This window comes from Xanthomonas sp. NCPPB 2250 (assembly GCF_056725265.1).
Genome location: NZ_CM161520.1, coordinates 302,661 through 315,677 on the forward strand (window position 1 = coordinate 302,661; position 13,017 = coordinate 315,677).

The 13,017-nt window shown below is 68.2% G+C and carries 12 protein-coding genes; 6 read left to right on the plus strand and 6 right to left on the minus strand.

The features are described 5' to 3' along the window. Positions 1 to 86 precede the first annotated feature (86 nt). Positions 87 to 1,607 carry a right-handed parallel beta-helix repeat-containing protein gene (locus AC1PMG_RS01310; RefSeq protein WP_481110367.1) on the plus strand — a complete coding sequence of 507 codons (1,521 nt, stop codon included), beginning with the start codon at positions 87 to 89 and terminating at the stop codon, positions 1,605 to 1,607. Between the two features lie 398 nt (positions 1,608 to 2,005). After that, entirely contained in the window at positions 2,006 to 2,635 is a 630-nt protein-coding gene (gene lepB / locus AC1PMG_RS01315; RefSeq protein WP_481110368.1) for a signal peptidase I, read from the plus strand. Positions 2,636 to 2,760: 125 nt separating this feature from the next. Here the strand turns inward: lepB and AC1PMG_RS01320 are convergent, their stop codons facing one another. Continuing rightward, positions 2,761 to 3,690, minus strand: a complete 930-nt coding sequence (locus tag AC1PMG_RS01320; RefSeq protein WP_481110369.1) for an oxidoreductase — start codon at positions 3,688 to 3,690, stop codon at positions 2,761 to 2,763. Next, positions 3,687 to 4,739, minus strand: coding sequence for an MBL fold metallo-hydrolase (locus tag AC1PMG_RS01325; RefSeq protein WP_481110370.1), 1,053 nt, complete (start codon positions 4,737 to 4,739; stop codon positions 3,687 to 3,689). Before AC1PMG_RS01325 ends, AC1PMG_RS01320 begins: the two co-directional genes overlap by 4 nt. 95 nt (positions 4,740 to 4,834) lie before the next feature. Between AC1PMG_RS01325 and AC1PMG_RS01330 the strand changes: the two genes are divergently transcribed. Continuing rightward, the gene (locus tag AC1PMG_RS01330) at positions 4,835 to 5,467 is read left to right on the plus strand and encodes a TetR/AcrR family transcriptional regulator (RefSeq protein ID WP_481110371.1); all 633 of its coding nucleotides are present in this window, start codon (positions 4,835 to 4,837) and stop codon (positions 5,465 to 5,467) included. Between the two features lie 33 nt (positions 5,468 to 5,500). On the opposite strand, the gene AC1PMG_RS01335 is transcribed toward AC1PMG_RS01330, so the two are convergent. From AC1PMG_RS01335 to AC1PMG_RS01350, 4 genes are all read right to left on the minus strand, one after another. Continuing rightward, on the minus strand, positions 5,501 to 5,851 hold the full coding sequence (locus AC1PMG_RS01335) for a VOC family protein (protein ID WP_481110372.1): 351 nt from the start codon (positions 5,849 to 5,851) through the stop codon (positions 5,501 to 5,503). Between the two features lie 381 nt (positions 5,852 to 6,232). Continuing rightward, entirely contained in the window at positions 6,233 to 6,457 is a 225-nt protein-coding gene (locus AC1PMG_RS01340) for a hypothetical protein (protein ID WP_481110373.1), read from the minus strand. A 310-nt stretch (positions 6,458 to 6,767) separates the two neighbouring features. Then, a complete protein-coding gene (locus AC1PMG_RS01345; protein ID WP_481110374.1) occupies positions 6,768 to 7,490 on the minus strand; it encodes a DUF6597 domain-containing transcriptional factor in 723 nt (240 codons plus the stop codon). Between the two features lie 55 nt (positions 7,491 to 7,545). After that, positions 7,546 to 8,514 carry a LysR family transcriptional regulator gene (locus AC1PMG_RS01350; RefSeq protein ID WP_481110375.1) on the minus strand — a complete coding sequence of 323 codons (969 nt, stop codon included), beginning with the start codon at positions 8,512 to 8,514 and terminating at the stop codon, positions 7,546 to 7,548. A 108-nt stretch (positions 8,515 to 8,622) separates the two neighbouring features. Between AC1PMG_RS01350 and aceB the strand changes: the two genes are divergently transcribed. The 3 genes from aceB to AC1PMG_RS01365 all read left to right on the plus strand — a co-directional run bounded on the left by aceB (position 8,623) and on the right by AC1PMG_RS01365 (position 12,997). Then, positions 8,623 to 10,266, plus strand: a complete 1,644-nt coding sequence (aceB, locus tag AC1PMG_RS01355) for a malate synthase A (protein WP_481110376.1) — start codon at positions 8,623 to 8,625, stop codon at positions 10,264 to 10,266. 145 nt (positions 10,267 to 10,411) lie between these two features. Then, the gene (gene aceA / locus AC1PMG_RS01360) at positions 10,412 to 11,707 is read left to right on the plus strand and encodes an isocitrate lyase (protein ID WP_481110377.1); all 1,296 of its coding nucleotides are present in this window, start codon (positions 10,412 to 10,414) and stop codon (positions 11,705 to 11,707) included. Between the two features lie 246 nt (positions 11,708 to 11,953). Next, on the plus strand, positions 11,954 to 12,997 hold the full coding sequence (locus tag AC1PMG_RS01365) for a GGDEF domain-containing protein (RefSeq protein WP_017908068.1): 1,044 nt from the start codon (positions 11,954 to 11,956) through the stop codon (positions 12,995 to 12,997). The last annotated feature ends 20 nt before the right edge of the window (positions 12,998 to 13,017 follow it).

Below are 13,017 nucleotides of genomic sequence, written 5' to 3' on the forward strand. Positions count from 1 at the left end.
ACCCGCATAGCGACGAACGTGCCGAAGCATCGGACTTGGCGGGCGAAGAAGAACGCAATGTAACCCACGCGAGACGAGAAGCCGACATGAACCTTCCAGAACACGACCAAGCGAAAGCTGCGGAGCAAACGAATGCGCCTGCAGCGCAACAGGACCTGGCGGGTACCGCGAGTCTTCGCGACTTCTACGAACAAGGCGACGGGCAGGATTGGCTTCCCGCCTTCAATCGCGCCATCGCTTACTTCTCCGATCTTGGCGGCGGCAAGCTGTACGTGCCTAGCGGCGAGTACGACGTCAGCGGTCCCATCGACATCTCCGGTGTTGATAACCTCTGGATCGAGGGTTTCGGGCAGGACAACACGCTCGTGCGAACGACATCGGCTACGGCAGATCTGTTCTATTCGAATGCCGATCGCAAGTACAGGAAGTTCTCCAACTTCACGGTTGGTTCGACGGTGTCCAAGACCGCGGGAGCGATGTTCCGATTTTCGATGGAGCGCCGCTCGATCATCATGGATGTGAAAGTTGCGAACTGGTTCAATGGCGTGAACTTCCTGGGGTTCGAGGAAGTCGAACTGCAACGGGTCAAGATCGTGAACCCCTCCGGCGCTGGCGCCGCCCTGCTGCTTGGCACGAAGGGAACCTCCGGATCCGGCGCGAATATGCACGTGACCGGGTGTTTCCTCCGCGGCAACGACGACATCGCCCAGTCTGCTCCCGTCGCCCTGTGGGGCATACAGGCGCACGACATCGATGCGCTCTACATGCTGGACACCGATGTGGGTGGGTTCGTCAATGGCGACCTGCTGGCGGATGCCGAGGTGCGGGCGGCGAATTTCTACCTGACCAGTTGCTTTTTCGATGCAACGCGAAACTCCAATTGCGTCACGCTCACCGGCGCTGGCACGAAGCAGCAATGGAGCTTCGTGGGGTGTTGGTTCGCGTCGGCAGGAAAGCTGCAGGGCGGCAGCCAGGATGCGTGCGGCCTGTTCATGGACGACATGGGATCGTATTCGGGCATCCAGTTCACCGGTTGCCGATTCTTTTCCAATGCGGCCGCCGGTGTCTACCAGGCGCGCACCGGCAGCGTGCAGTTCGTGGGTTGCAGCTTCCAGAGCAACGGCGCGCCAACCGCAAACTACCGCTATGGCTACATGTACTCGCCTTCCGCCGCCGCATCTCCAGGCCCGCTGCTGACCGGCTGCCGCTTCGATGGCAATTCCCCCAAGGCAGTTTTTCTGGGTGGACTTGCACGCGAAGTGTCGATGAGCGGAAACGTGATCGACAACGGCATGGATTTCACTTCTGGCGCGCTGTCCTACGCACACGGATTCGATGCGACGTCGCATACCGTCGCATCGGCGACGACCATCACGGTCCAACCGTTTCACTGCTACGTAGTGGTGACCGGGACGAGCAATATCGGCGGCATCACCGCGACCTTCGCCGGGCATCAGCTGACACTGAAGTTCAACGACGTCCTTACCGTCATCGATAACAGTCAGAACCTCAGGCTGGCATCCAATTTCACCGTCGCGGCCAATTCTACGCTGACGCTAGTGTGCGACGGCGCGGAATGGCAGGAGGTTTCGCGCTCGAACAATTGACGATGCGGCCTACAGGGCAATTAAAGTACTGCGCAGTGTCAATGCACACTCCGATCATTTCTGAGCTACTTATACGGCATTGAATCGGGGTGCTGTTCGGCCTGCGGCTGCGCTGCGTTTCTGAGCCTCCGTGTTGGAAGCTCAGAAAAATGTGAGGGTTTCCTTTCCGCCGAGGCGTTCGTGCCTCACGCAACAATGTCTGGCTCAATGCAGTTGACCGCTTTTTCTCGGGTGGCATGACTCTCACCACTGGGTCTTCGCCTGCACATAGCCTCTCTCGGCGCGCGGCGCCCCCAGCGCACTATCGCCATGCCTTTCGTCACTGGTCTCCCGCGCCGCCGAGCGCGCACTGTCGCGATGGCACGACCCGTGCCGCCCTCGCTCGCCACAGGTGTCCCATGACCCACGCCGATCCGCATGCCACCCGCCTGCAGCGCGCCGCGCGCTGGAGCCGCAAGGAACTGCTGCCGATGGTGGTGATGCTGTTGCTGCTCACCGCGGCGCGGTCGTCCTTCGCCAATCATTACGTGGTGCCGTCCGGCTCGATGCAGCCGACGCTGCAGCCCGGCGATCGTGTCGCCGTGGACATGAGCGCCTACGGGCTGCGCGTGCCGTTCACCGAGTACCGCGTGTTCGAACGCGGCCGGCCGCAGCGCGGCGACGTGGCGGTGTTCGATTCGCCGCACGACGGCACCCGCCTGATCAAGCGCGTAGTGGCGGTTGCGGGCGATCGTGTCGATGTGCGCGCTGGCCATCTCTCCATCAATGGCCAGCCGCTGCAGGTGGACGCCGCAGGCGATGCTGAGCGGTTCGGCGCGCGCATCGCGCGGCTCGACCTGGACGCGGGTGGCGGCCCGGACCTGCACGGCGTGCGCGTGCCGCCCGGCAAGCTGCTGGTCATGGGCGACCATCGCGGCGACAGTTTCGACGGGCGTTATTTCGGCTTCGTCGATGCCGACAGCGTCTATGGCAAGGCGCTGGCGGTGTTCTATAGCCGTGGCGAGGGGTTGGAGTGGGCGCGGTTGTAAGGCACCTCTAGCGACGCGGGGACGTGCTCCGTAGGAGCGGCTTCAGCCGCGACGGGCGTTCCCGATAGAGCCCGTCGCGGCTGAAGCCGCTCCTACGGATGCAACGTGCTGCTGGCGCTATGCAATCAGAACGCCACACCAGCCAGCGTGCACGCCACCTCCCACAGCCGCGCGGCCACCTGCGGATCGCGCGCCTGCCGGGCGATCCTGGCCAGAGCTGGATCGCCTTTCAGCTCGAACAGGCCGTCGGGCCCGTAGTACGCGCCACCCCGCACCTGGGGCGAGGTCGCGGCATAGAGCGTGGGGAGTGCGCCGGCCGCAGCGGAATGGCTGATCAACGGGGCCAGCCATTTGGTCGCCGTGCCCACCACGCTGCGGCGGCCGTCTGCGTCCGGGCCATTGGCGACCAACGCGGTCTGCGCGATGCCGGGATGCGCGGCGACTGCGCACAGTCCCCACCCGTGCGCGTCGCTGCGCCGCTGCAGTTCCAGCGAGAACATCAGCATCGCCAGCTTGGATTGCCCATAGGCCTTCCAGGGGCGGTACGGGCGTTCGCTCTGCAGGTCGTCGAAGTCGATGCGGCCCTGGCGGTGCGCCAGGCTCGACAGGTTCACCACGCGTGCGCCCGGCGCGGCGCGCAGCAGCGGCAGCAACCGCGCAGTCAGCGCGAAGTGGCCGATGTAGTTGCTGCCGAACTGCAGTTCCAGGCCGTCGGCGGTGGTCTGCCGCTGCGGCGGCGCCATCACGCCGGCGTTGTTGATCAGCAGATCCAGCCGCGGGTAGCGCGCCGCGATGCGCTCGGCGAAGGCGGACACCGACGCGAGCTGCGCCAGGTCCAGGGCTTCCACGCGCACGTCGGCCGCCGGATGCGCGGCAAGGATCGCCTGCCGCGCGGTCTCGCCCTTGCCCGGGTTGCGTGCGGCCAGCACCACGCCGGCGCCCGCGCCGGCCAGCGCCAGCGCGGTTTCGTAACCGAGGCCGCCGGGGCTGGCACCGGTAACGATGGCGATCTTGTCGCGCTGCGACGGCAGGTCGGCCAGGGTCCAGCGGCTCATGGCGCCACCTCCTGCGCCAGCGCGCGCCACCAACGCGCGCCGGTTGCCGGCTGCATGAGGTCGACGTGCTCGCCCATCCGCGGGGTGGCCAGCGCCACGCCGGCGGCCTCTGCCAGTGCGGCGAGGCGTTCGAAGGGTTCGTGCCAGGCGTGCATGGCCAGGTCGAACGTGCCGTTGTGGATCGGCAGCAGCGTGCGTCCGCGGATGTCCAGATGCGCCTGCAGGGTCTGCTCCGGCTGCATGTGCACGTGCGGCCAGTCCACGTCGTAGGCGCCGTTCTCGATCAGGCTCACATCGAAGGGCCCCAGCCGCTCGCCGATCGCCTTGAAGCCATCGGAGTAGCCGCCGTCGCCGCTGAAGAACAGCTTCAGTTCGGGTGACTGGATCGCCCACGAACACCACAGGCGGCGCCCGCGATCGAACATGCCGCGCCCGGAGAAATGCTGAGCCGGGGTGGCGGTCAACGTCACCCCGTCCACCGTGGTCGATTGCCACCAGTCCAGTTGCCGCACCTTGTCCGCGGCCACGCCCCAGCGCAGCAGCAGGTCGCCCACGCCCAGCGGGGTCACGAAGGTCCCGACGCGCTCGGCCAGGCGGCGGATGCTGGCGCGGTCCAGGTGATCGTAGTGATCGTGCGACAGGATCACCCCGGCGATCGGCGGCAACGCGTCCAGCGCGATCGGCGGTGCGTGGAAGCGCCGCGGGCCGGCGAACGGAAACGGCGAGACGCGTTCGGAGAACACCGGGTCGGTCAGCCACAAGCGTTCGCGCAGCTTGAGCAGCACGGTGGAATGGCCCAGCCGGTACAGGCTGCGGTCGGGCGCGGCCAGCAGCTGTGCGGCGGTCAGCGGCAGCACCGGCAGCGGCTGCGCAGGCACCGCCTCGGGCGACTTGCGGGTCAGCAGATGCCACAGGATCCGCAGGGTCCCGGCAAGACCGGGCATGCCGCTGGTGCCTGGGGTGGCGTTGCGGAAGCGGCCGTGGCGGTACTGCGGCGAGGCCAGATGCGAGGGCGGGACAGGGGACAACAGGGAAGCGGATGCGGACATGGCAGCAATCCTTGGAGGGCATCTTGCGGGGAAGTTACACTGCACAGTGTAGTTTCCTTTTCGCGAAAGTAAACCGGTCGGTGTAACATCCGTTCATGGCTTCTCTTTCCACGCCCGCTCCGACACGGCTGACCGATCGCAAGCGCCAGGCGATCCTGGAGGCGGCGATCGCCGAGTTCCGTGGCCATGGCTTCGAGGCCACCAGCATGGACCGCATCGCGGCCAGCGCCGGCGTGTCCAAGCGCACCGTCTACAACCATTTCCCCAGCAAGGACGCGCTGTTCGACGAGATCCTGGTGCAGCTCTGGCAGCGCAGCCTGGACACGGTCGGCGTGCCTTACGACCCGCAGCAGCCGCTGCGCGCACAGCTGCTGCAGTTGCTGCGGCAGAAGCTGCGGCTGTTCGACGATCCCGCCTTCGTCGACCTGTCGCGGATGGCGATGGTCGAGGGCATGCGTGCGCCCGAGCGTGCGCGTGATCTGGTCGCGCGCCTGGGCAGCAAGGAGGAGGGCACTCTGGTGTGGTTGCGCGCGGCGCTGGCCGACGGCCGGCTCAAGCCTCTGCAGCCCGAGTTCGCCGCGCAGCAGTTGCAGGCGCTGATCAAGGGCCTGGCGTTCTGGCCGCAGGTGAGCATGGGCCAGCCACCGCTCAGCGCGGCGCAGCAGGCCGAGGTCGCCGCGTCTGCGGCCGACATGTTCCTGGGGCATTACGCGCGGGATCCGGGCTAGCGCCGCCGCATCGCCGCGCGTGCGCAGCGGCCATCAGCCCTCGCACCACACCGCCAACTCATAGCCGTCGCGGTCGGCGAAGTGGAAGCGGCGCCCGCCCGGGAAGTCGAACAGCGGGCGCACGATGCGGCCGCCGGCGGCTTCGATGCGGGCCTGGGTGGCGGCGAGGTCGTTGGAGTACAGCACCACCAGGGCGCCGCCGGGCTGCGGCGTGCCGTGGAAGAAGCCGCCGCTCAGGCGGCCGTCGCGGAATTCGCAGTAGTCCGGGCCATAGTCCTGGAAGGTCCAGTCGAAGGCCTGGCCGTAGAAGGCCTTGGCCGCATCGATCGAGGCGACGGCAAATTCCAGATAGTCGATGCGGTGGTGTTGCTCGGCGCGGGACATGGGCGGCTCCTGTGGACGAGCCGGCAGTATCCATCGCCCGGGCGGCGCCGGCTTGGCGAAAACGGCCAGCGGGTTGGCCGTCGCGTTCGACGGTTCCGCAGCGGCGGTGTCTGCGCTTCGGTTGCACGCCAGGCCTGTCTTCGGCCGTGCGGTTCTTGCCGACTTCTCGAAGGGCGTGGCTTGGAATCCTTGCGTTGGGGGCGGTGGAACTCGATGCACAGCCCGTCGGCGATCCGATCGGTGCGAGGTCGAACTGGATCGACGCTGCGCTGGCGGAGCGCGCGGTCGACCTGTGCAGCCGCTTTACTTCGCCGGGAGCGTGCGGACGAAGGCGATGGCTTCGCGCAGCAGGCGTGCGGCGAGCGCGTCGTCGGCGAAGGTCTACGGCGCGACCCGGACCCAACCGGCCATCGCCCGGCCGCGCGACAGCATCGGCACGATTTCGGGCAGGGCCAACGCCCACGCGTCGTTGCCCTTACCGAGTCGCACCAGCACGCCGTCGTCGCGCGCGCCGCACAGCAGATGGCCGTGCAGCAGCCAGGCCCAGCCACCGAACATCGGTTTCTCGGTCAGACCGCGCTGCGCACCGAGCGTGTCGCGCAGCATGTGCTCCAAGCCTGCATCTCTGGCCATATGTGTCACCCGGGCGTTCGCACCTGGCGGCACGGTAGCAAACGGCGACACACCACAGCCTGTGCTCCATGCAGCGCGGCGTCGGCGTGCCCCAGCGAGGGGCCGGATAAACCGTTTTTGCTGCAATCCAGGTAGATGCAGGTGCAGTGCCTTGTAGGAGCGGCTTCAGCCGCGACAGGCGTTATCGTGACCGCCTGTCGCGCCTGAAGCCGCTCCTACGACGCGAACGCCCGATAGCGCGCGTTTCGTCGCTCTCAGCGGCGCACTGCCGTCGCAGACCCTGTCAACGTGCATGCCGCTGCACCAGCGCGCGTGGGCTGAGCCCGGTCAGTTGCCGGCTGTCGCGCACCAGATGCGGTGCATCGCCGTAGCCGGCCTCGAGGGCGGCCGCGGTCAGGCTGGGATGCTGGTGCACCAGGCCCAGGAAGCGTTGCAGGCGCAGGATGCGCTCCAGGGTCTTGGCACCGTAGCCGAAGGCCTCGTGGCTGCGCCGCCGCAGCGTGCGTTCGCTGACGCCCAGCGCGGCGGTCAACGCTGCCAGTCGCGGCGGTGCGTCGCCGGCGAGTTGTGCGAACAGCCAGGCCATGGCGGGGTCGGCCTGCAGCGGGCGGCTGGCGCATAGTGCGTGCAGGGCCGCCAGCGGGTCGGCGGCATCTTCCAACTGCGCCTGCCAGTGACGGCCTTGCCCATCCCACAGCGCCTCCAGCGGCACACGCTGGTCTGCGATAGCGTGTAGCGGCACGCCGAGCAGGCTGGCGCCGGCCCCGGCGGCCAGGCGCACGCCGGTGAGCACGCTGCCTGGTGCCAGCGTGGCCTCGCTGGCGCGGCGATCCGGCCCGGCCACGAACAGGGCGCGGCCGTCCCAGATCAGGTCGACGCAGCCATCCGGCAGCACCTGCGTCGCGGCGGTCTCGGCTTCGCCCTGTCGGAACCGCCAACTGCAACGCAGGCGGTCGCGCAGCGCCGCTGGCGCGTCGGCTTCGGCGTAGCGGGAGGGCAGGGACACGGGCAGTGGGTGTGCAGCGGGCGTGCCGCCACGGTAGCAGAGCCCAAGGGCGCGGCTACCGCTCCGACGGCCCGCTCTCGTCGTAGCCGCGCGGGGTGAACAGGTCCGGCTGGATCAGCTCGATGAAGGCGCGCGCCTGCGGCGACAGATACTTGCCCTTGCGCACTACCACGCCGTAGCTGCGCGCCGGGAAGTAGTCGCCCAGGGCGCGGGTGGCCAGGCGCGCGCGGTCGGCGTCGGTGAGGCAGATCGAACTGACGATGGACACGCCCATGCCCATCGCCACGTACTGCTTGATCACCTCCCAGCCGCCGACCTCCAGCGCCACGGTGTAGGGCACGCGCGCCTGCTGGAATACCAGGTCCACCAGGCGATAGGTGACCTGGCGCCGCGGCGGCAGGATCAGCGGGTAGGGCGACAGGTCTTCCAGGGTCAGCTTGGGCTTGCGGGCCAGTGCGTGGTCGCGCGGGGTGATCAGCAACTGTTCGAACCGGTATACCGGGGCGTAGCTGAGGTCGGCCGGCACGTCGAGCATCGAGCCGACCGCCAGGTCCACCGCGTCCTCGCGCAGCAGGTCGGTACCGTCGGCGCTGATCGCGTTGTGCAGGGTCAGCCGCACCTGCGGGTGGCGGGCGCGGAAGGCCTCCACGATCTTGGGCAGCAGATAGAGGATGGTGGAACTGTTGGCGGCGACGTTGAGCTCGCCGGCGTCCAGCCCGCGCGCCTTCTCGCGGAAATCCGCCTCCAGCCGGTCCAGGCTCTCCACCAGCGGCTGCGCCATCTCGTACAGCAACTGGCCCTCGCGGCTGGGCACCAGGCGGCGGCCGCTGCGTTCGAACAGCACCACGCCCAGTTCGCGTTCCAGCGCCTGCAACTGCAGGGTCACCGCCGGCTGGCTGACGAACAAGGCCTCCGCGGCCCGCGATACCGCGCCCAGTCGCACCGTCTGGCAGAACGCGCGCAGCGGCTTGAGCCGGTCGGATTTGTAGGGAAATCGCGGGGTTGCGGGGTTGCCCGTGGCCATGACGTGATGGATATAAGGCTTGCTTATATAAAGCATTGACAAAACTGCTTTGTCAAATACATGCGCCGGCAGCACGGTGGAGACCCGGAAACATCGAGGAATCCCCACATGTCCGCCCCCGCTTTCGCCACCGCCCCCGACCCGTCCACGCGCTCCACGCCGGGTATCGCGCTCACTGCTTCGCTGGCCGGCCAGGACGCCCTGCTGCCGCCGCCGCTGCTGGCCCTGCTGGTGTCGCTGCACCGGGCGATCGAGCCGGAGCGCCAGGCGCGGCTGGCCGCGCGGCGCGAGCGCCAGGCGTTCTTCGACGCCGGCGGCCTGCCGGACTTCCGCGACGACACCCGCGCGATCCGCGACGGCGACTGGCAGGTGGCACCGCTGCCCGAGGCGCTGCAGGACCGCCGGGTCGAGATCACCGGGCCGACCGATCCGAAGATGGTCATCAACGCGCTGAACTCCGGCGCCAAGGTGTACATGGCCGACTTCGAGGACTCGACCGCGCCGACCTGGCGCAATCTGGTCGCCGGCCAGCGCGCGCTGGCCGAGGCGGTCGCCGGCACCCTGACCTTCACCGCGCCGGCCGCGCGCGACGGCAGCCCGGGCAAGCGCTATGCGCTGCGCCCGTACGAGGAGCAGGCGGTGCTGATCGTGCGCCCGCGCGGCTGGCACCTGGACGAGAAGCACGTGCTGGTCGACGGCCAGCCGCTGGCCGGCGGCCTGTTCGACGCCGCCCTGTTCGCCTTCCACAACGGCCGCACGCTGCAGGCCAAGGACCGCGGCCCGTACCTGTACCTGCCCAAGCTGCAGTCGATGGAGGAAGCGGCGCTGTGGGAGGCCGCGCTGGCCCACATCGAGGACATGCTCGGCCTGCCGCAGGGCCAGATCAAGGTCACCGTGCTGATCGAGACGCTGCCAGCAGTGTTCGAGATGGACGAGATCCTGCACGCGCTGCGCGGCCGCATCGTCGGCCTGAACTGCGGCCGCTGGGACTACATCTTTTCCTACCTGAAGACCTTCCGCCGGCATCCGGACCGGGTGCTGCCCGAGCGCGGCCAGGTGACCATGACCCAGCCGTTCCTGAAGGCTTACTCGGAACTGCTGATCCGCACCTGCCACCGCCGCGGCGCGCATGCGATGGGCGGCATGGCCGCGCAGATCCCGATCGGCCACGACGAGGCGGCCAACGAGCAGGCGATGGCGCGGGTGCGCGCGGACAAGCTGCGTGAAGTCACCGCTGGCCACGACGGCACCTGGGTCGCGCACCCGGCGCTGATCCCGATCGCCCGCGCCGTGTTCGACGAGCACATGCGCACGCCGAACCAGCATGCGGTGCGCCGCGAGGACGTGCAGGCCGACCGCGACACGCTGATCGCCCCGTCCGCCGGCACCATCACCCGCGCCGGCTTCGAGGGCAACATCGAAGTGTGCGTGCGCTACCTGGCGGCGTGGCTGGACGGCAACGGCTGCGTGCCGATCCACCACCTGATGGAAGACGCCGCCACCGCCGAGATCAGCCGCAGCCAGCTGTGGCAGTGGCTGCACGTGGGCGGCCTGCACCTGGACGACGGCACCGCCATCGACTTCGCCCTGTTCGACGCCTGCCTGCGGCAGTTGCCGGCACGGCTGGGCGAGCGCGCGCTGCTGCCGGGCGGGGCGCGCGTGGACGAGGCCATCGGCTTGCTCGACCGCCTGACCCGCGACGAAGAGTTGGCCGACTTTCTGACCTTGCCGGCCTATCAGTTGATTGATTGATGTGAGGCCGGGAGTGGGGATTCGGGAATGGGGAATCGTGAAGGCGGTGTCCCCGCATCTGGTCCCTTCCGTGTCTGCCAACGCTGTCTATCCGACCACACCCCCACCGTTTCATCGCTGCATCCATTTTCGAGGAGAACGCCAGATGAGCACCACGCTGCAGACCGCCGAACAGATCCAGCGCGACTGGGACACCGATCCGCGCTGGGCCGGGATCACCCGCAACTACACCGCCGCCGACGTGGTGCGCCTGCGCGGCACGGTGCACGTGGAGCATTCGCTGGCCCGGCTCGGCGCCGAGAAGCTGTGGAAGTACCTGCACGAAAAGGATTTCGTCAACGCGCTGGGCGCGCTGACCGGCAACCAGGCGATGCAGCAGGTCAAGGCCGGGCTCAACGCCATCTACCTGTCCGGCTGGCAGGTCGCCGCCGACGCCAACCTGGCCGGGCAGATGTATCCGGACCAGTCGCTGTACCCGGCCGACTCGGTGCCGGCGGTGGTCAAGCGCATCAACAACACCCTGCTGCGCGCCGACCAGTTGCACCACGCCGAGGGCAAGGACGAGATCGACTTCCTGCAGCCGATCGTGGCTGATGCCGAGGCCGGCTTCGGCGGCGTGCTCAACGCCTTCGAGCTGATGAAGGCGATGATCGAGGCAGGCGCGGCCGGCGTGCACTTCGAGGACCAGCTGGCCTCGGTGAAGAAGTGCGGACACATGGGCGGCAAGGTGCTGGTGCCGACCCGCGAGGCGATCGAGAAGTTGAACGCCGCGCGCCTGGCTGCCGACGTGATGGGCGTGCCGACCCTGCTGGTGGCGCGCACCGATGCCGAGGCCGCCGACCTGGTGACCAGCGACATCGACCCCAACGATCGCCCGTTCACCACCGGCGAGCGCACGGTCGAGGGCTTCTTCCGCACCCACAAGGGCTTGGGCCAGGCGATCAGCCGCGGCCTGGCGTACGCGCCCTACGCCGACCTGATCTGGTGCGAGACCGGCAAGCCGGACCTGGAGTTCGCGCGCAAGTTCGCCGAGGCCATCCACGCCAAGTTCCCCGGCAAGCTGCTGGCCTACAACTGTTCGCCCAGCTTCAACTGGAAGAAGAACCTGGACGACGCCACCATCGCCAAGTTCCAGCGCGAGATCGCCAGCTACGGCTACAAGTTCCAGTTCATCACCCTGGCCGGCTTCCATGCGCTGAACTACTCGATGTTCAACCTGGCGCACGGCTACGCGCGCCGGCAGATGAGCGCCTTCGTCGAACTGCAGGAGGCCGAGTTCGCCGCCGCCGACCGTGGCTTCACCGCGGTCAAGCACCAGCGCGAGGTCGGCACCGGCTACTTCGATGCGGTGACCCAGGCGATTCAGCAGGGCCAGTCCTCGACCACCGCGCTGAAGGGCTCGACCGAGGAAGAACAGTTCCATGGCGAGAAAGCGGCCTGACCTGCAGCCAGGCGCGCCGATCGATCGCCCCTCCCTGGCAGGAGGTGGGAAGCCCGGGTTCGCCCGGGCTTTTTTTCGTGGCTGCCGTCGGCGGAACGACGCTGTCTACCGCGTGCGACAGATCGCCGCAGCGGCGGCTGCGACGTCTCTCGCAGGAGCGAGATTGCCTGTGAAACGTATCGTGAGGGCGGCGTGTAGGTGCTATGCTCCGCGGACAGGGCCAGCGACGTCACATTAGGGGGCCGGATGAGCTGCGACAGCGCCGCATCCACCGCACGCGGCACAATTTCCAACGCTGCGGTCGCTCCGAAGCCGAACGAGCTGGCGGTGCTGACCGCCGCAGAATTGCGCCTGTTTTCCGAGTTCGGTCGCGCCCGTACGGTGCGCGCCGGCGATGTGCTGTTCCGTCGCGGCGACGGCGGCAGCGCCATGTTCGTGATCACCAGCGGCGTGATCGATCTGGATTTCGGCGAGGACCTGGTGGTCAAGCACCTGGGCCATGGCGAGTTCTTCGGCGAGCTGGGCCTGCTGATCGGCAACCACATGCGCAGCGCCGACGCGCTCGCCGCCAGCGACGGCGCCCTGGTGGAACTGGACCACGACGATTTCCAGCGCCTGGTCGAACGCGACCCGGGCGTGGTCGCCTACTTCCTGCGCCGCACGATCATGCGCGTGGTGATGAACGAGCAGACCCTGATCCGCCAGCTGCGCCGGCGCAACCGCGACCTGGAAGCCGCGCTGGACAACCTCTACGCCACCACCCACCAGCTCAGCCAGACCGAGGAGCTGGTGCGGACCGACGAACTGACCGGTCTGCACAACCGCCGCGGACTGATCCTGCGCCTGCAGGAGTGTCGCCGCGATGGCCGCTCGCCCGGCCCGGGCCTGCTGCTGATCGACTGCGACCGCTTCAAGCACATCAACGATGCCCACGGCCACCTGGTCGGCGATCGCGTGCTGCAGAACGTCGCCAACATCCTGCGTTCGGTGGCCGGGCCGGACGACACGGCGTGCCGCCTGGGTGGCGACGAATTCTGCCTGCTGGTGGCCGCCGGCACGGTCGAGGACCTGCGCCGCATCGGCGAGTTCGTGCTCGCCACCGTGCAGAACCTGCTGGGCGTGCCGCACCCGGCGCCGCACATCTGCCCGGTCAGCATCGGCATCAGCCGGGTCGATCCGCATTCGGACTGGAACGACTGGTACGCCAACGCCGATGCGGCGCTGTACGAAGCCAAGCGCCAGGGCGGCAACCGGCTGTACTGGCACGACCTCGCCTCTGCCCCCTGCTGAGCTACCGCGTCCCTGCCGAG